Origin of the sequence: Prosthecobacter sp. (assembly GCF_044227185.1) — a bacterium.
In the GTDB taxonomy this organism is placed as follows: domain Bacteria; phylum Verrucomicrobiota; class Verrucomicrobiia; order Verrucomicrobiales; family Verrucomicrobiaceae; genus Prosthecobacter.
Genome location: NZ_JBGAFO010000020.1, coordinates 47826 through 66606, shown reverse-complemented (window position 1 = coordinate 66606; position 18781 = coordinate 47826). Strand labels below are relative to the sequence as shown.

General features: G+C 63.3%; 12 protein-coding genes. 10 read left to right on the top strand and 2 right to left on the bottom strand.

What is annotated here, in order from left to right; genetic code table 11:
- Window positions 1-72: 72 nt before the first annotated feature.
- Together ACILSQ_RS30170 and ACILSQ_RS30165 are read right to left on the bottom strand one after the other, a co-directional pair.
- Entirely contained in the window at window positions 73-3402 is a 3330-nt protein-coding gene (locus ACILSQ_RS30170) for a PAS domain-containing protein (RefSeq protein ID WP_395747425.1), read from the bottom strand.
- Between the two features lie 156 nt (window positions 3403-3558).
- Window positions 3559-3993 carry a hypothetical protein gene (locus tag ACILSQ_RS30165; RefSeq protein WP_395747424.1) on the bottom strand — a complete coding sequence of 145 codons (435 nt, stop codon included), beginning with the start codon at window positions 3991-3993 and terminating at the stop codon, window positions 3559-3561.
- 152 nt (window positions 3994-4145) lie between these two features.
- On the opposite strand from ACILSQ_RS30165, the gene ACILSQ_RS30160 reads away from it, so the two are divergent.
- From ACILSQ_RS30160 to ACILSQ_RS30115, 10 genes are all read left to right on the top strand, one after another.
- Window positions 4146-5027: an alpha/beta hydrolase fold domain-containing protein gene (locus ACILSQ_RS30160; RefSeq protein WP_395747423.1), complete on the top strand. Its 882-nt coding sequence runs from the start codon at window positions 4146-4148 to the stop codon at window positions 5025-5027.
- Between the two features lie 1630 nt (window positions 5028-6657).
- Complete coding sequence (locus ACILSQ_RS30155; protein ID WP_395747422.1) at window positions 6658-7299, top strand: RNA polymerase sigma factor; 642 nt, start codon at window positions 6658-6660, stop codon at window positions 7297-7299.
- 160 nt (window positions 7300-7459) lie between these two features.
- The gene (locus tag ACILSQ_RS30150; protein ID WP_395747421.1) at window positions 7460-8284 is read left to right on the top strand and encodes an ankyrin repeat domain-containing protein; all 825 of its coding nucleotides are present in this window, start codon (window positions 7460-7462) and stop codon (window positions 8282-8284) included.
- 111 nt (window positions 8285-8395) lie between these two features.
- On the top strand, window positions 8396-10207 hold the full coding sequence (locus tag ACILSQ_RS30145) for a DUF1549 and DUF1553 domain-containing protein (protein ID WP_395747420.1): 1812 nt from the start codon (window positions 8396-8398) through the stop codon (window positions 10205-10207).
- Window positions 10197-11609, top strand: a complete 1413-nt coding sequence (locus ACILSQ_RS30140; protein WP_395747419.1) for a DUF1501 domain-containing protein — start codon at window positions 10197-10199, stop codon at window positions 11607-11609. Before ACILSQ_RS30145 ends, ACILSQ_RS30140 begins: the two co-directional genes overlap by 11 nt.
- Before the next feature lie 24 nt (window positions 11610-11633).
- Window positions 11634-12683 carry a sialidase family protein gene (locus ACILSQ_RS30135; RefSeq protein ID WP_395747418.1) on the top strand — a complete coding sequence of 350 codons (1050 nt, stop codon included), beginning with the start codon at window positions 11634-11636 and terminating at the stop codon, window positions 12681-12683.
- A 133-nt stretch (window positions 12684-12816) separates the two neighbouring features.
- Entirely contained in the window at window positions 12817-15318 is a 2502-nt protein-coding gene (locus ACILSQ_RS30130; RefSeq protein ID WP_395747417.1) for a DUF1592 domain-containing protein, read from the top strand.
- Window positions 15319-15377: 59 nt separating this feature from the next.
- Window positions 15378-15911: a hypothetical protein gene (locus ACILSQ_RS30125; protein ID WP_395747416.1), complete on the top strand. Its 534-nt coding sequence runs from the start codon at window positions 15378-15380 to the stop codon at window positions 15909-15911.
- Between the two features lie 87 nt (window positions 15912-15998).
- Window positions 15999-17258 (top strand): DUF1552 domain-containing protein, encoded by a 1260-nt coding sequence (locus tag ACILSQ_RS30120; protein WP_395747415.1) that lies wholly within the window; start codon window positions 15999-16001, stop codon window positions 17256-17258.
- Window positions 17259-17308: 50 nt separating this feature from the next.
- Window positions 17309-17965 (top strand): hypothetical protein, encoded by a 657-nt coding sequence (locus ACILSQ_RS30115; protein ID WP_395747414.1) that lies wholly within the window; start codon window positions 17309-17311, stop codon window positions 17963-17965.
- The last annotated feature ends 816 nt before the right edge of the window (window positions 17966-18781 follow it).

Here is an 18781-nt window from a genome sequence, read left to right as displayed (position 1 = left end):
AAGATTAATTGGGTTACCCTAGATTCGCATGCAAAGCGGAGTCCGGCCGTGCCTGCTTTGGCGCAGGGGGGCCTACACGAGGCCGCGCTGCTGCAGGCGCTGGCGCAGAACTTCGAGGTCGAGAGGTTTGACGAGGTATTCATCAAAGCCGGCCTCCGCCGCCGCGGCGCGATCATTGGGGCTGCCGTAGCCGCTCATGGCGATGAGCAGGCTGCCGTTCATCTCCGGCATGCCACGGAGGTGGCGCGCCACTTCAAAGCCATCCATGCCCGGCAGGCCGATGTCCAGCAGCACGACGTCGGGCGCGAACTCCGCCGCGGCAGCGAGAGCGTCCGGGCCGGTGAAGACGATGCGGGTGTCATGCCCGCGGCGGCTTTGGAGAGAGGCGAGGCTGCGTGCGGAGTCCATGTTGTCGTCCACGATCAGCATGCGCTGAGGTGTCTCTTGTGTGTCGGATTTCGCAAAAGAGGAGGCCGGAACAGGAGCGGTGATGAGCACGGGGAGGCGCACCACAAACTCACTGCCATGGCCGATGCCCGCGCTGTGGGCCTCCACGCTGCCACCGTGCAGGCGCACCAGGCGCTGCACCAGGCTGAGGCCGATGCCCAGGCCGCCGTGCGTGCGGTCCAGGGCGCGGCTGGCCTGCACAAACAAATCAAAGACATGCGGCAGCAGTTCGGGGGCGATGCCGTGGCCGTCATCGCGCACACGCACGACCACCTCCGGCCCGTGGGCGGCGGTGACGCGCTCCGCGGTGATGGAGATGCGGGAGCCTTCGCCGCTGTATTTGCAGGCGTTGCTGAGGAGATTGCCAAACACCTGCTCCAGGCGGGTGGCATCGCCCTCCAGAAAGATGGGCTGCTTCGGCAGCGTGAGCGTGAGCTCCTGGCCGTGGGCGGAGCAGGTGGAGCGCAGCAGGCTGGTGGCGGCGGTGAGGATGTTCTCCAGGGCCACGGGCTCGCGCCGGAGCTCGATGCGGCCTTCCGTGATGCGCGCCACATCGAGCAGGTCCTCGATCATGCGCGTCATGTTGTCGATCTGACGGCTGATGATGTGGAGGGCCTGGGTGCGCTCCTCCGGGCTGATGCCGGGGGTTTGCAGGAGCTCCGTGGCATTGCGCAGGGGGGCGAGGGGGTTGCGCAGCTCATGCGCCAGCATGGCGAGGAACTCATCCTTGCTGCGGTCGGCGCGGGCGAGGTCCGCCACGCGGTCTGCCAGGGCGGCCTCGATGCGCTTGAATTCGCTGACATCCGTGTTGGTGCCAAACCAGAGCACCACGCGTCCGGCCTCGTCCTTCTGGGGAATGATCCGGGTGAGGAAGGGGCGGAAGATGCCGTCCGCGCCGCGGAGGGGGAAGGTCATGTCAAAGGGTTCGCCGCTGGCCACGCTGGAGCCCCAGCGCTCCAGCACCCTGGGCAGCACCTCGGGGTCATGCACGCTCTGCCAGCCCCAGCCCTCCATCTCTTCCGGCGTCCTGCCGGTGTAGTCGTACCAGCGCTGGTTGTACCAGAAGATGTGGCCGTCCGGGCGGGCCATCCAGGCGAGCTGGGTGATGGCATTGGCCATCGTGCGGAAGCGCGCCTCGCTTTCATGCAGGGCGGACTCGATGCGGATGCGCTCCAGGCGGGTCCAGATGCGGGTGGTGAGCTCGCGCAGCAGCTCCACCTCCTCCGGCCGCCAGTCATGGGGTTCGGAGTGGTGGATGTTCAGAGTGAAGCGCCACACGCCGTCCTGCACCAGGGGCATGCAGACAAAGGCCTTCATCTTCAGCCGCTCATAGGCAGCCGCGTCAGTGCGGGAATCATTGCCGGTGTCAGAAACGATGAAGGGATCCCCGGCGCGCAGGGTGTTCTGATAATGTGAGGAGAGATAATCGGCGAGCTTATACCTGCCGAGAGAGCTGGGGACATCCGGGCGGTGCCAGGCATGCACCACTTCGCATTCACCCGCCTCGTCGTCGATGTTGACGAAGTTGCAGAGGGAGAGGCCCATGTGGGCGCCCAGCCTGGCCCCGACGTCGCGCATGATCTCCTCCACACTGCCCAGTGAGGAAAGGTCCTGGCCGACTTCCGCGAGAAACTGTGCGTCCAGCTCCAGGCGGCGGCGCTCGGTGATGTCCCGTGAGCTGGCCAGGAGCCGCTGCGCCACGCCGCTGGCATCCGGGATGGGGGAGATGGCCACGTCAAACCACTTCGTGTCCCCGCGCCGGTTGCGCGTGCGGCCGACCATGCGGGCAATGCCACCGCCGGCTGCTTTTTCCACCGCCGCGCGGGCGGCCTCGCGCTCAGCGCCCTCCCAAAGGTCCACCCATGAGGTGCCGACGAAGGGCTCGAAATCTTCAATGCCGAGCATCTCCTGCCCACGGCGGGACATGGAGATGAGACGGCCTTCGAGATCGAGCACCTTGATGCAGTCACGGCTGCTTTCCACGATGCTGCGGTTGAAGTTTTCGCTGGCGCGGAGGTTTTCCTCGGCCTGGGTGCGCTCGATGATGTCCGCCGCCTGCCGCGCGAGGAGATCAAACAGACGCAGGTCATGCTCAGCGGGCTCATGCGGCTGCCGCCAGTGGGTGGAGACCATGCCCAGCAGCCTGCCGGTGCGTGAGAGCAGCGGAGTGGACTGGCAGGCGCGGATGCCCGAGCGGCGGAACTCGTGCAGATCCGCGGTGCCGTGGAGAGAGGGGCAGTCCTCCACATCCGGCACCAGGATGCGCAGGCTCTGGCTGCCCGCCTGCCCGCAACTGGTGTGCGAACGAATGCTCACGGAGGCCCAGTGCTCCGCAGACAGCGGATGAAAACCACGCCAGGCCAGCAGCCTGAGCTCCTCCTGCGCGGGATCATACATCTGCATGCTGGCCATGTCCGAGGCCATGATCGCGACGGCGGTGTCCAAAATCTGCTGATGGAGCTCGGCGACATGGTCCTGCTGGAAGAGCCTGACGCTCAAGTCCTGCAGCAGGCGGAGGGCGGAAATCTCATGCAGGGTGTCGGTGCGGGCGCGCTCGCGGGCGGTGGCGTCCGTGAAATAGCATGCCACGCCGTGCCCGCCGCCGGGGATGGTCACCCGCTGGACCTCCCACTCGTAGCTGCGGCCCATGGAGGTCTCGGCACCGGGGGAGATGTAGCGCTCACCGGTCGCCAAGGTGTGGCGGAAAATGCGCTCCAGATGCACGCTGCGCTCCGCGCCGCGAAGCTCCCGCACCACTTCGGCGAAGTCACGGCCGATCACGGGCTCCACCGGAGCAAACACATGCCGCGCCACGGCGTTCACCAGGGCCAGACGGAACTGGTCATCCACCACATACACGCCGCCGGGCGCCTGATCGATGAGGGCGGCGAAAAAGGAGGCATTGGCAGGCACCGCCCCCTCAGCATCTGGCTGGGACAGGACTCGGGCGCTCATGGAAGCAGAAGGCGTGATGGCATGAGTTTTAGCCCAGCCGCTCCTTCAGGTTCAAGGGAAAAGTGCGCAGCGGCGGGAACAGTGCTTATGACGCCTGTGGCCATTGTTTGGACGTAAGAAACCACGAAGGGGCGCGTGCGGCAGCGTCTCTTTTTTTCAGGGGTGGCGCGCGGGATCGGAGAACTCGAGCTCGCGGAGCCACTTCAGGCCGCGGGCGTCCAGAGGATGGCCGTCGAGATCGAGCCAGTGATCGTCCATGTACTGGGCGCGGCGGGGCGGGTCATCACCGATGAAGGCCCACACAAACGCGGCATCCTGCGGCGGATCTGAGAGGCCGTCATGGCGGGAGGACCAGACGTCCGGCGGGCGGGGAGGCTGGTCGGGATTTTCCGCCAGCGGCATCCAGTGGGAGATGGTGTCCACACGGCGGCCGGTGAGATCCGTCCAGTGGCCGCCGGTGAAGGGATACTCATCGTGATAGAGGACCTGGCGCACGGCGTCCCCGCCCCAGCCCCAGACGACCTCCTGCGCGGGTGGCAGAAGGTAGCCGGATGGAATGCAGCGCCATGCTGGATGATGGCTTTCGTTCATGCCATGAGAACGAAAGCGATGGGCGCGGCGGATGCTCCGGCGGTGTTTTTTGGGGCGGGTCTGGCGCAGGAGTCAGGCTGCCGCCGGATGCTTTTTAGAAAACGAAAAAAAGACGCTGTTCGCATTCCCGCGCTGCGTTATCTGGTCAAACCATGACCTCGCGCGCGCCTGCCTTCCCGCTGATTTCCGCCACCGGAGAAGCCATGAGGCGGCTGGGCCGGTGGTGCTGTGTGTGCGCGGCGCTGCTGGCGGCCGGGTGCGCCACCTACGGGCCGGAGAGGCCGGGAGAGAAAATATACCGGGATGTGGTATTCGCGGCGCCGGGGGGGCACAAGCTGCGCATGGACATTTATGTGCCGAGGCAGAGCAAGCCCGCGCCGGTGGTGCTGTGGTTCTTTGGCGGGGGCTGGAGCTTTGGCAGCAAGGGCTACCATGTGAATGTGCGGGATCTGACGACCGCGGGCATCGCGGTGGCCTCCGTGCAGTACCGCATGAGCCACACCGCGGTGTATCCCGCGCAACTGGAAGACTGCCGCGCCGCGGCGCAGTGGCTGCGGGACAACGGGGCGCGCTACGGCATCGACAGCACGCGCATGGGAGCCAGCGGTGAATCCTCCGGCGGGCAGCTCGCGGCGATGCTGGCCGCGGCGGAGGGAAAGTCACGCATCCGCGCGGTGTGCGCGCTGTATGCGCCGACGGACATGGTGGAGCTGGCGCAGCTCTATTCGAAACCGGGGAGGCTGAGCCTGGTGGACAAATTTCTGGGCGGGCCCGCGGATCAAAAGCTGGATGTGGCGGTGAATGCGAGCCCGCTCAACTACATCAGCCGGGCACTGCCGCCGTTCCTGATCATTCACGGTGAGTTTGACGGCGTGGTGCCGCTGGAGCAGAGCGAGCGGCTGTTTCTGGCGCTGACGGATGTGGGCGTGGAGACGCAGTTCATCGTGGTGCCGGGAAAGCGGCACTGGTTTCGTCTGGATAACACGCAGTTCGCGGAAGTGTCGCGGTTTTTTCAGGTGAACCTGAAGAGGTGAGCGAGAGAGAGAGAGAGGCGCGGTGTGAGGTGGTGTGTGCATGCTGTGCTGCAATGGCGCGCGGTCTGGGAAAATATCGACAGAACCCGGATGTCCGGCGGTTTTCCGTTTTGCGCGGATGGATGTGCTTTCGGGAGGTGGGGCGTGCTCGATTGACGATTCATCCTTCGCTCTACGAGCTTCGGAGAACACGCTGATGAGCCATCGATTTTTGATTGCTGATGTGCCGGAACACATGGCATAAGATGGTTGATCGTGGTTTCCGGTGCTCCTGCCGGCAAGCGTGCGGCGGAGGGTTTTGCGGACGCTGCTGGTGCCCGGAAGACTGCGGCGAAGCGCTGGGTTTGCTTTTCGATCTGCTTGCGGGGACCCAGGGTCGCCTCGCTCAGGCTCGGCTGACCCTGGGCTATGCTCCGCAGCCCTTTCGGGGCTGAAATGAGATTGAGAGGGATAGCGGCAAAGGGAGATTCCGCGGTTCAAAATGCGATGCGATGGGAGATGCGGAATCTCATGAGGCATGCCTTTAACTGGGTGTCATTCCAGCCTGCCAGCCTGTCTGCGAAGCTATGCTCCGCAGCCCCTTCAGGGCTGAAATGAGATTGAGAGGGATAGCGGCAAAGGGAGATTCCGCGGTTCAAAATGCGATGCGATGCGATGGGAGATGCGGAATCTCATGAGGCATGCCTTTAACTGGGTGTCATTCCTGCCTGCGAAGTGCATCTTATGAAGAGAAGTGCTCCGGCCCCTCACCCGGCCTCTCCCCGGAGGATGGTGAGACCCAACACGCGCTCGACGGGGAGAGGAGGTTCGCGGTGGGGCGCTCTGGATTGGAACTCAATCGGAGGTGTCATGCGTTTCTCTTTTCCATGTCGAAGAACCGTTGCTTCAAGGGTGGTTTGGGGAGAGGTGCGGATGGCTCCCTCGGCCCCTCACCCGGCCTCTCCCCGGAGGATGGTGAGACCCAACACGCGCTCGACGGGGAGAGGAGGTTCGCGGTGGGGCGTTTTGATAAGACCATCGGCAGTTGAAAACGAGGCTGGAGGGGCGTGTCGCAGGATGGGCCGTGGGGAAAGGACAGAACCCGGATGTGCGGCGGTTTTCCGTTTTGCGCGGATGGATGTGCTTTCGAGAGCGTGGGGCGTGCTTGATTGACGAATGATGAGCCATCAATTTTTGATTTTTGAGGTGCCAGAACAGGTGGCATAAGATGGTTGATCGTGGTTTCGCACCAGACTCCGCGTTGGGCTTTGTGGCGACGGGGAGCCATTCCAGCCAGCCTGCCTGCGAAATGCACCCTGCGATGAGGAGTGCTCCGGCCCCTCACCCGGCCTCTCCCCGGAGGATGCTGAGACCCAACACACGCTCGACGGGGAGAGGGGATTTGCGGCGGGGGACTTTGGAGCCGGCCCATGGACGTTCATACCACTTTATGGCATTCAACGCGTTCGGACCTTCAAGACGGAGGCTTTGCGGGTGCTGACAGAGGCGTCTTTTCAGCAGAGAATGGTGTTTGTGACGCACTGATAGAAGCGCCTGATGGCTCAGATTTTGCCTCAGGCATTTCCTGAGCAGCCGGACAGGGCGGGGTCGGGTTGTGCATGGCGGACTGCTTTTGTATGACAGTCCCATTATGAAAACCCACACCACCTCATCCTCCGAGTCCCACACCTCCATCATCCACAATCCGGACAGCCAGCAGCCGCCGGACGAAGACCTCATGGCCGCCATCCAGCAGCAGGATGCCGCGGCGCTGGAAACACTGATGCAGCGCTACCGCCGCCTGCTGAAAAGCGCCATCCTGCGCACCGTCAATGATGACGCCGGTGCGGAGGACGTGGTGCAGGAGTGCTTCCTGGAAGTGTGGCGCCACGCGGACCACTACTCCCCGCTGAAGGGCCGGCCGCTGGCCTGGCTGATGACGCTGGGCAAGCGCCGCGCGATCGACCACCTGCGCCGCTCGATGTCCTACTGCCGTGCGAAGGACCGCATGGAGGAGGCGATCCAGCAGACAGAGACCTTCACCATGGACTCCGCCGCGGAGTGCGAGCAGGCGGACCTGAGCCGGGTGCTGGGAGAGCACCTGACGCTGCTGCCGGACGCGCAGAAGCAGGTGATCGAGCTGGCCTTCCTGCAAGGCATGAGCCAGCGCGAAGTGGCCGAGGCGACGCACACGCCGCTGGGCACGGTGAAGACGCGGATGGAACTGGGACTGAAAAAGCTGCGGCAGACCTTCCGCACCCGCAGCGCCATCCACACGCTGGAGGCCGCGTGATCTGACCGCATCAAACCCCCGCCTCATCAAAGGCGTGAGTCCGCAAGGGCTCACGCCTTTTTTTGTGCGGGGGCGCGAAGCGGTTTTCGGCTCGACAAAGTGTGCAGACCCGTGGCATCCAATGCGAAGCCGTCTGCATTTCTTGTGCGGATGCAAAATCATGATCACACGCTCACCCTCTTTGAAGCAGGCCGCCTGGACTGCCATTTGCCTCATGGGCCTGGGCGCCGCTTTCAGCCAAGTCCCTGCCGGACTGGTGAAACGAGAGGCGCAGGCTGGCAAAACGGATGATCCGACCGCGGCGTTGATTGCGCTGGTATCCGCGCCGGAGGCAGACAGCGAGGCCTGCCAGGCGCTGCTGCTCAAAGGTGCCAACCCCAATGCTCACGACTCGTTCCGGGGGCAGTCCGTGCTGATGGTGGCGGTGCTCGGCGCCCGTACGCTCAAAGGCAGAGCAGGACCGCTGGACGAAGAAAAATCCGCAGCGCGGCTGGAGGTGGCCCGGATTCTCCTGGATGCTGGTGCGGACCCGAACAAGGCGAGGTCGGAAGGCCTCCTTGCTGGTTTCACTCCCCTGATGGCCGCGGCGGCCGGCGACCTCAGCAAGGCCGTCGAACTGCTGCTGCGATACAAGGCTGATGTGAACGCCCAATCCTCGGAGGGAATGACGGCACTGTGCTACGCCGCACGTGACAACAACGTGCCCATCCTGAAGCTGCTGGCCAACGCGGGAGGAGATGTGAACGGCGGGAAGGACTTCAAGCCCCTGCACCTGGCTGCGAGGTGCGGGAGCCGGCAAGCGGCGGCTTTTCTTCTGGACAGCAAGGCGGATGTGAATGCGAAGAATGCGGCGCAGAGAACGCCGCTAGGCGAAGCGCAGGATCTGTTAAGGGCGAAACTCAACGACCCAAACAGCGACAGCGACGAGATCAAGCGGCTGCAAGAGGTCATTTCTCTCCTGCGGGAGCATGGCGGAAAGGAATAGAAGCCCAGGGGGGAGGCAAGAAAGCATCGGCAGGGGCTTTGGGCTGGTGCGGGCCCAGCCACAAAAACTGCTTCCAGCGCAAAACGCGCCGTCTGCGAACGTAATCTCCGGGTGCCAAACGTCCCCCTCAAAATCACCGCCAGCCTGCTGCTGCTCTGCGCCACCGCGCGGGCCGGACAGCCCGTGGCGATTGACTGGGCGAAGGCGCGGCAGCACTGGTCCTTTGTGCCGCCGAAGCCGCAGGTGCTGCCGAAGGTGAAGGATGCGGCGTGGCCGCGGGAGCGGGTGGATCATTTCATCCTGGCGAGCCTGGAGGCGGCGGAGCTGACGCCTTCACGCGAGGCGGATGCGCGCACGCTGATCCGCCGGGTGACTTTTGATCTGACCGGGCTGCCGCCGACGCCGGAGGAGGTGCAGGCGTTTGTGAATGACAGGCGCGCGGATGCCTACGCACGGCTGGTGGACGGGCTGCTGAGCCGGCGGGCCTTTGGCGAGCGCATGGCGGCGATGTGGCTGAACCTGGCGCGGTATGCGGAAGATCAGGCGCACCAGGTGGGGAACAATTCGTCCTTCGCTTATCCGAATGCGTGGCGCTATCGCGACTGGGTGATCGCCGCCTTCAATGCGGACCTGCCGTATGATGCCTTTGTGCAGAAGCAACTGGCGGCGGATCTGATGGAGCCGCAGAACAAGGCGGACCTGGCGGCGCTGGGATTTCTGGGGCTGGGGCACAAGCTGTATGCGCGCAACCGGCTGGATGTGCAGGCGGAGGAATGGTCCGAACAGGTGGACACGGTGTCGCAGACGTTTCTCGGCCTGACGGTAGCGTGCGCGCGCTGCCATGACCACAAGTTTGACCCGATCACGGCGCGTGACTATTACGCGATGGCGGGGGTGTTTGCCTCGGTGCAGATGGTGAACCTGCGGCCGGATGGCAAGGACGAAGACGGCAAGACGCTGGCGGACAAAATGGACCCCGGCACGCTGCACATCGTGCGGGATGCGAATGCGCATGACCTGCCGGTGTATGAGCGCGGCGATGTGGAGACGCCCGGGGCGACGGTGCCACGCGGCTGGCTGCAGGTGCTGAGCAAGGATGAGCCGGTGAAGTTTGAGAAGGGCAGCGGACGCGCGGAGCTGGCGCGGAAGATCGCCGACCCCAGCAACGCGCTGACGGCGCGGGTGATGGTGAATCGCCTGTGGGACGTGGTGTTTGGCAGGCCGCTGGTGCGGACGACGAGCAACTTTGGCGCGACGGGGGAGAAGCCCACGCACCCGGAGCTGCTGGATGACCTGGCGCTGCGCTTCATGCAGAACGGCTGGTCTGTGAAACGGCTGATGAGGGAGATGGTGATGTCCGCCACGTACCGCCAGAGCAGCAGCGGCAGCGCGGCGAATGCGCAACTGGATGAAGCGAACGAGCACCTGTGGCGCATGAACCGGCGGACGCTGGGGATTGAGGCATGGCGGGATGCGCTGATGAGCGCGGCGGGCACGCTGAGCCGGGAGGGCGGCGTCTCGAAGAACCTCGATGATGCCGCGCACCACAAGCGCACGATTTATTCCCAGGTGAGCCGCCGGGAGCTGAACAAGACGCTGATGCTGTTTGACTACCCGGATGCAAACGTGCATGCGGCGCGGCGCAGCAGCAGCACGACGCCGACGCAGAAGCTGTTTGTGATGAACAGCCCCTTCATTATTGAACAGGCGAAGAGGCTGGCGCAGCGGCTGCAGGAGAGCGGCGGTGATGATGCGGGCCGAGTACGCCAGGCCTACGCGCTGCTGTTTGCGCGCGAACCGGAGCCGGAGGAGCTGGCGCTGGCGCGGGAGTTTTTGCAGCAGCCTGCGGAGGCCGGACTCAGCCCGTGGGAGCAACTGGCGCAGGCGCTGCTGGCCACCAACGAAATGCTTTATGTGGACTGAATCTCATCCGATGCAGATGACAAGGCGCGAAGCGCTGCACCGCCTCTCGGCAGGCTTTGGTGCGATAGGCCTCGCGGGCATGATGGGCTCTCAGGCAAAAGCTGCGGTGAAGCAGCAGGTGACGCCGCGCGCGAAGCGGGTGATTTTTCTTTTCATGAACGGTGCGCCCTCGCACATCGACACGTTTGATCCGAAACCGGCGCTGAAGAAATACGAGGGCCAGCAGCCTTCTGGAAAACTCTACCGCGCACCGAAAACCAGCGGCTTTATGTCCTCGCCGCTGCAGTTTCACCGGTGCGGACAGAGCGGGATCGAGGTGAGCGAGAGCCTGCCGGCGCTGGGGAGCATCATCGATGACTGCTGCGTGATCCGCTCCATGCACACGAATGTGCCGAATCATGAGCCGGCGCTGCTGATGATGAACACGGGGAACATCCAGCCGATCCGCCCTTCGCTGGGGTCCTGGGTGCTGTACGGGCTGGGGAGTGAAAATGAAAACCTGCCCGGCTTTGTGGTGCTGCGGCCCACGCCGAACATCGTGGTGGGCCCCGCGCTGTGGAGCAACTCCTTCCTGCCCGCGGAGTACCAGGCGACGGGAGTCATCACTTCTGACATGAGCGTGGACAAGCTGGTGGCGAACGTGCGGAACTCCGCGCTGGCACCGGCGCAGCAGCGGCGGCAGATCGATTTGATCCAAAAGCTCAACCACCTGCACGCCGCGAAGCGTGAGAATGACCATGCGCTGGAAGGGCAGATCAAAGCGATGGAAACGGCCTACCGCATGCAGAGCGCGGCGAGCGAGGCCTTCGACATCAGCCGCGAGCCGGCGAAGATGCGGGAGATGTATGGCGACACGCCGTTTGGCCGCTCCTGCCTGCTGGCGCGGCGGCTGGCGGAGTCCGGCGTGCGCTACATCAGCGTGTACTACACGAGCAGCAGCAACCAGCCCTGGGACACGCACAGCGACCACTACAAGAACCACCCCAAGCTCTGCGCCGACAGCGACCGCGCCTCCGCCGCGCTCATCAGCGATCTCAAACAGCGCGGGCTGCTGGACGACACGCTGGTGGTGTGGACGGGTGAGTTTGGCCGCACGCCGTACTCGCAGGAGACGATGGACAAAAACAAGCAGGTGGACCCGATGCGGCGCGGGCGCGACCACCACCACACGGCCTTCAGCACGCTGCTGGCGGGCGGCGGCATCAAGGGCGGCCTGGCCTACGGCACCTCGGATGAGCTCGGCATGAACGCCGAGGAAAACAAAGTCCACGTGCACGATCTGCACGCCACCATTCTCCATCAGCTCGGCCTTGATCACGAGCAGCTCACCTACCGCTACGCCGGACGGGATTTCCGCCTCACGGATGTGTATGGGGATGTGGTGCGCGGGATCATTGCCTGACTGAGCAGCCCTTGCTTCCATCTCATGCGCCTTATCACCACTCTCGCCTTTCTGCTGCTGGCAGCGCTTTACGCCGCGGACACACCGCCGCAGGTCACCGTCAGCAGCGTGCGCCGCATCTTCCACAATGGCGAGCACAATGCCTTCACGGATCTCATCCGCTTTCGCGGCCAGCTTTACCTCTGCTTCCGGAGCTGCCCGGACGGCCACATGGTCTTCAACACCGCCTCGGCCATCGTCATGCGCAGCGCGGATGACGGCGCCACGTGGACGCAGGTGCACCGTTTTTCCATCAAGGACCGCGACACGCGTGATCCGCACTTCCTCGTCTTCAGGGACCGGCTCTTTGTTTACACCGGCACCTGGTGGAGCGGCCCCGGCACCATCGAGCCCAAGGACTACGACATGAACAAGATGCTCGGCTTTGCCACCTGGAGCGATGACGGCACGAAGTGGAGCGAGCCCGAGCTGCTGGAGGGCACCTTCGGCCTCTACATCTGGCGCGCCGCGGCCTCCGGGGAAAAGGCCTACCTCTGCGGCCGGCGCAAGCCCGGCTACGACATCGGCCCCAAGGGCGAAGGAGACAAGGTGCAGTCCCTCATGCTGGAAAGCGATGACGGGCTCATCTGGAAAAAGCGCGGCTACTTTGCCGAGTCTGCCGGAGATGAAACGGCGTTTCTGTTTGAGAAGGACGGCAGCCTGCTCGCCATCGGGCGCCATGGCGGCCGCAAGAACGCCCTCATCATCCGCTCCAGGCCGCCCTTCACGGAGTGGAGCCGCCGCAGCCTGGACAGGCAGGTGGGCGGCCCGCTCGTGGTGAAATGGGGGGAGCACACCCTCGTCGGCGGACGCAATACAACCAAAGACAGAGGGCCCAAGACCTCCCTCTGCTGGCTGGTGGGAGATGCGCTGCAGGAGTTTGCCGAACTCCCCAGCGGCGGCGACAACTCCTATCCGGGCTTCGTCGCGCTGTCTGAAAAACGTGCGCTGGTGTCCTACTACTCCAGTCATGAGAAGGACGAGGCCGGCAGGACGATCACCGCCATCTACCTGGCGGAGCTCCAGATTCCCTGAGGGAGCTGGGAGCGCATGTCTTCGCTCCGTCTCTCCATTCACTTTGGGCCTGGGGAGGGCTGCGGCGGCTTTTTTCCAGGTGCCTGGATGAGCAAAAACTCCCACGCTCCCTTCGTTCACCTCCCGCCAGATCATGCCGTCTCTCCGCTTCATTTTGACCTTCGCCTTCTTCGCCCTCGTGCTGAGCCATGCAGGCGCGGCGCCGGATTTCACCGCCAAGGTCAGGCCCTTGCTGGAGCAGCACTGCACGGACTGCCATGGGGAGGACGCGCAGAAGGGCGGGCTGCGGCTGGACACACTCTCCACGGATCTGCACGATGCCACGGCGGCGAAGAAATGGGCGCAGGTGTTTGATAAACTGCGCTCCGGGGAGATGCCCCCCAAGAAGCGCGAGCGCCCGCCGCAGGCGCTGCTGAGTGATGCCACGGATTTCCTCCACGCGCGCCTGCATGCCGCGTCTCTGGAGCAGCAGCAGAAGCAGGGGCGCGTGATGGTGCGGCGGCTCAACAGCACCGAGTTTGAAAACACGCTGCGCGATCTCTTTGGCACAAATGTGGTGCTGAAGGATCTGCTGCCGGAGGACAGCACCACGGCGGGCTTTGACAATGTGAGCACGGGTCTGGACCTCTCGGCCACGCATTTCCTGCGCTACCAGGAGGCGGCGGCACGCGCCGTGCAGTCGGTGATTCCCATCAGCCCGCCGCAGCCTTTCAGCGACCGGCGCACGGCGGAGATGATCGTGAAGAAGGGATCGAATTTTCAGCAGACGCTGACGCGCAGCGCGGTGCTGAAGGACGGGGCGCTGATCTTTTACAGCAAGCTGCCGCGTTATGGACTGTGCGCGACTTCGCCGGTGAAGTTTGCCGGGCGCTACAAGGTGACGATGTCCGCCTGCGCGGTGGGCGCGGAGGAGAAACCCGTTCCGGCGGGCTTCATGGTGGTGAATCAGAGCGGGCGCGAGGGCCCGGTGCTGCGGGAGGTGCGCGAGATCCCGCATGGCGCGCCGAAGGTGATCGAGTACGAGGTGGAGCTGGGGGCGAACCAGGCCTTTGTGCTGAACCTGCTCACCACCTGGGACATCCGCATTTTCAAAAAGCCCATCGAGGAATACACCGGCCCCGGCCTGAAGGTGGAGTGGATGCAGATCGACGGCCCGCTGGATGCCTTTCCACCGCCGGCGTACACCGCGCTGTATGGAGACGTGCCGCTGAAGGCGCGCTCCGTGGTGAAGGCGGAGATGACCGGTGCGCGCGTGCCCGTCATCAATGAGAAGCGCAATGAATACCAGTGGAACGCGGACCCGCTGGTGCCCGCCTCCGCGAATCCGCAGGCGGATGCGGAGCGCATTCTGCGCGCCTTTCTGCCGCGTGCGTTTCGCCGGCCGGTGAGCGAGGCGGTGCAGCAGCATTATGTTGGGAAAGTGAAGGAGCGGCTGGAGCAGAAGTACAGTTTTCACGATGCGATGATGTATGGATTTAAGCTGGCGCTCTCCTCGCCGGATTTTCTGTTTCTGATGGATGCGGAGAGTGCGCAGGCGAATGAGCAGGGAGAGCTCGTCTCCACACGGCTGGATGATTTTTCTCTGGCGGAGCGGCTCTCGTACTTCCTGTGGTCCTCCGCGCCGGATGCGGAGCTGACCGCGCTGGCGGCGAAGAAAACGCTGCACCAACCGCAGGTGCTGCGTGCGCAGGTGGAGCGGCTGCTGAAGCACCCGCGGGCGGAGCGCTTCACCGTGAACTTCACCGGCCAGTGGCTGGACCTGCGGAAGATCGACTTCACGATTCCGGACCCGCAGCTTTATGCGGACTTTGATTCGCTGCTGCTGGATGCCATGCCACGCGAGACGCAGCTCTTCTTTGATGAGGTGCTGCGGAATGATCTGTCCCTGCTGAACTTCATCGACTCCGACTGGTCCATGCTCAATGAACGTCTCGCCGCGCTGTATGGCATTCCTGGCGTGCAGGGGAATGAGTTCCGCAAAGTGAAGCTGCCGGTGGAGTCGCATCGCGGTGGCGTGATGACGCAGGGCAGTGTGCTGAAGGTGACGGCGGATGGCACGCGCACCTCTCCGGTGCTGCGCGGCACGTGGGTGCTGAACCGTATTCTGGGCAAGCCGCCCGCGCCGCCGCCGCCGGACGTGCCGGCCATTGAGCCAGACATCCGTGGTGCGACCACGATCCGCCAGCAGTTGGACAAACATCGAAACACACAGGCCTGCGCGATCTGCCACAATCACATCGACCCGCCTGGTTTTGCGCTGGAGAATTTTGATCCCATCGGCAACTACCGCGAGTTTTACCGTGGCACGGAGCGCACGCGGGCCTACCCGATGCCGCTGTTTCCCACGAGCGGGCGCGGCATCTATCGCGGGGCGGATGTGGAGCAGGGCGGCACCACGCCGGAGGGGAAGGCTTTCAAAGACATCTCCGACTACAAGAAGCTGCTGCTGGAGGACAAGGAGCAGCTCGCCAGGAGCCTGACGCAGAAGCTGATCATCTATGCCACCGGAGCGGACCTCCAGTTTGCCGACCGCGAGGTGGTGGAGGAGATTGTGGCGCGGCTGCGCGAAAAGAATTATGGTCTGCGGACGCTGGTGCATGAGATTGTGCAGAGCCGCGTGTTTTTGAACAAGTGATCTCAGCAGCCACATGGAACATGAATAGAAAAGGACTCATTCAGTGCATCATCGTTGGGATGGCTTTGCTTCCTCAGGGGAAGTCGATGGCAGCCGATGTGGATGTACTCTCATGGGAGCATATCCGAGAATCGAGGCCTGAATTTTATGAGGCCCTGATGTTATCCTCATTCAACGAGCTGAGAAAGCAGCACCCAAAGGCTGTGAAGATCACTCGTGTCGCGGCGGTGGGTGGCTGGGGACCAAACTATGCATGCACGCTGTTCGAAGAAAAATCGGAAAAATCAGTGATGATTGAGGTGATGTCTTATCTCCCCATGCAGTCGACCTTGCTCCGCATCAAGCTTACCGAGGAAAAGGACATTCAAAATGCCGTGTTGCTCATGACACAGGCCCTTGGCCCCTTGAAATGGGATGATGCTTTCGGCAATAAGCCCCTCGGGGAAGACTCTAATATTCTCATGTTTGAAAAATATGAACAGGATGTCGGTCATTATACCATCAACGCGTACTTGCCGGAGCCGTCCCGGAAAGCTCTTGCTGACCTCAAAAAGATGGCGATGCGATTCTCCCAGCTCAAACAGGGCAAATGATTTCCGACCTGATGATATGACTGCACCGGTGCATAAAATCGAACAAAGCCGCGTCTTCTTGAAGAAGTAACCGCAACTTCACCCGCCATGCCTGCCTCACGACTCGACCGCCGCACCTTCCTGCGCTCCTCCGGCATTGCCATTGGTCTGCCGTTTCTGGAGGCGATGATTCCCGCCTCGGCCACTGAAGCGAAGAAGGCGCTGAAGGCTGCGCCACGCATGGTGCTGGTGGGGCAGCCGCTGGGGATGTATGGGCCGAATTTCTTTCCTGAGCAGGCGGGCAAGGACTATGCGCCGAGCCGCTACCTGAAGGGGCTGCAGGCGCACCGGGACCGCTTCACGGTTTTCTCCGGCATGTCTCACCGCTATGCGGCGGGGCACTTTGCGGAGGTGGGCATCTTCACCGGGGTGGCACCGGAGCGCATCCGCGACAAGGACATCAAAAACGGCATCTCGCTGGATCAGGAAGTGGCGGCGCATCTGGGAAATCAGACGCGCTTTTCCTCACTGATCCTGGGCGGGGGCGATGTGGCGTGGAACCGGCGCGGCGTGCGCATCCCCTCCGAGCAGCGCGCCACGGCTGTGTTTAAAAGGCTTTTCATTGCCGGTACGCCGGAGGAGGAGGCGCGGGAGCTGCAGCGGGTGAAGGACGGGCAGAGCATCCTGGATGACGTGGGCTCTCAAATCAAAGCGCTGAACCGGCGCGTGAGCAGCACGGACCGCGACCGGCTGGACCTGTTTCTTTCCTCCGTGCGCGAGGCGGAGCAGACGCTGCAACAGGATGAGCACTGGAGCACCACGCCGAAGCCGCATGTGGACTTTGCCACGCCCACCGCGGAGCCCAGCGGCCCGCAGCTCGTGGAGCGTTCTCGTTTGTGGTATGACATCGTCCATCTGGCGCTGCAGACGGACTCCACACGCGTGGTCTCGCTGTGGATCGGCACGCAGGAGCGGCCGGAGATTACGGGCGTGAACCTGGGGCATCATGATGCCTCCCACCACGGCCAGGACCCGGCGAAGCTGGAGCAGCTCGCTCTCATTGAAGAGGCGGAGATCAAGGTTTTTGGGGAGTTTTTGGAGAAGATGAAGCAGAGCCAGGAAGGCGGGCAGTCGCTGCTGGATCACACGGCTGTGCTCTACACCAGCAACCTGGGCAACTCCTCCTCTCACGACAACAACAACCTGCCCGTGCTCCTGGCCGGCGGCGCCTTCAAACACCAGGGCCACCTGGCCTACGACACGAAGAACAACACGCTGCTTTCCAATCTGTATGTGCGCATGTTGCACCACATGGGCATCGAGGCGCCGACGTTTGGCGCGAGCAATGGCATCATCAGCGAGGTGTAGTTCTACAGAACCTTCGGGGGTGACTGGTGCGATTGGTTTCTCATGCAGCCATGAAGACGGTACGTTTTTCCCAACTGGTGGCGAAGTGCGGGCGGCCGGAGACGCATCTGATCCTGACGGATCCGAAGAAGGATGGTGAGCTGCAGGCGGCGGTGAAGGAGCAGCGGGTGCTGACGCTGATGGAGGCCACGGTGGGGACAAAAAGCGACTGGGGAGAGACGGGGTTTCATCCGGGCATTCACCGGCAGTACCTGCTGTTTCCCAAGTCGCTGAAGGCGTATTCCGGCAGAGCGGTGGTGGGCATCAAGTATGAGATGCTGGGGGATGAAGAAGGCGCACCGCGAAAGCGTGCGCACACGCACAAACCGGTGGCGGCCCGAAAAACCACCGCGCATGCGAAGCCGCAGCGGGGCCACAAGAGACCGGCTGCCGCCGAGAAACAGGCGATTGCGCTGTTTGAGCCTGCGGAGGAAGAGGAGGTGACGGAGCCGAAGGAAGAGGAGCCCAAGAAGGTGGAGCCCAAAAAAGAGAAACCGAGGAAAGAGAAGCCGAAGAAGGAAAAGGTGAAAGAGGAAGAAAAACCGAAGGAGAGAGACACGGCGGAGGTTGCTGGGCTGAAACGGCAGGTGAAGCGGGCCATGCAGGATCTGGAGAAAGGCAGGCAGGTGGCGGCTTTTAATATTTTGCGGAAGATTCTGGAGGAGTAGTAGGCGGTGTTTGAAAGCTTTGGTTACGGCGCGGCGCGGGGCGCGAGGGGGGAGTGAGGGCTGTCGCCGTTTCGGAGAGTTTGGGGAGTGCGGGGCGACTGGGGCGGGGTGGGAGCGCTGGGCTCATCTCGCGGAGCGAGATGGCTACTTTGGTCGCGGCTTCGCAGCTTTGAGGTGGTTTTCACACACGGCTGTTGAGGCTTGCGTAAATAGAATGGCGCGGGTGAAGTGCTTGCGCGGGCTGGAGCTGGAGTCCGGGGCGTGGGGCGCTGCGGAGGTGCCAGCAGTCTGCGGCGAAATGGCCGGGAGACGCTTCTGGAAGACGGGGAGTGTGAAGAAGGTGATGGGTTCGCTTTCCGGATTGGCTGCCAGACCCAGGGGAGCACTCGCTAGCGCTCGGCACCCCTGGGCTGTATTACGGAAGGCCGTTGGCCTTCAAGACGACGGCAGGCAGTCTATTACACAGCCCTCAACAGGGTCTGGCTCAGGTGGAGAGCTCGGGCTGGTCGCTGGATCTGCGGGAGGACGCGGTGGGGAGCCAGAACCCAGGGGCGCACTCGCTGATACCATCGGCAGTTGAAAACGAGTCTGTGGCAGGGTGTTTTAGGACCGTGGTGGCGAGAACCGCGTGTCCTTCTGTTAGCGTGCTGTCAGGGCTGGGGCACGCGGATGTCCTCGAAGTCGGGCGGTTTGGCGGAGAGTGGCGGTGGAGCATGAAACGCTTTCGACGCCAAACACACCCAACCTACGGCCAGAGCGCCGCGCTGTCCGCCTGTTTGAGAAAGGTTCCATGCCATATTTGAAATACAGACCTGT